Raw genomic sequence first — 321 nt, 5'->3', positions numbered from 1 at the left:
GGTGGAATAGCTAGACACGGGGGACTCAAAATCCCCTGCCGAAAGGCGTGTGGGTTGGAGTCCCACCATCCGCACCACGCGAGGGTGGCGAAATTGGTAGACGCAGCAGGTTTAGGTCCTGCCGGTCGAAAGATCGTGAGGGTTCGAATCCCTTTCCTCGCACCAGAACAAGTTACTCCCCGAAAGGGTGCGCCGCTATGTGCGAGTCTGCGAGAGCAGTGTTCATCGGCATAGCAAATAAGTACAAGTGGAAAGTAGCGCCAAGTCCATATTCTGTGGGTGAACCGCAGTCTAATTTGCGGGTGTAGCTCAATGGTAGAG

General features: G+C 54.8%; 1 tRNA gene. It reads left to right on the top strand.

From position 1 onward, the window contains the following. The first annotated feature begins 78 nt into the window (after positions 1-78). A tRNA-Leu gene (locus tag AC1RPX_RS07865) sits at positions 79-165 on the top strand. The last annotated feature ends 156 nt before the right edge of the window (positions 166-321 follow it).

This window comes from Dellaglioa sp. CoH-56-MRSF-14 (genome assembly GCF_056782115.1).
Note: the sequence above shows the minus strand (reverse complement) of the source record. Positions and strands in the feature narration are given on the sequence as shown.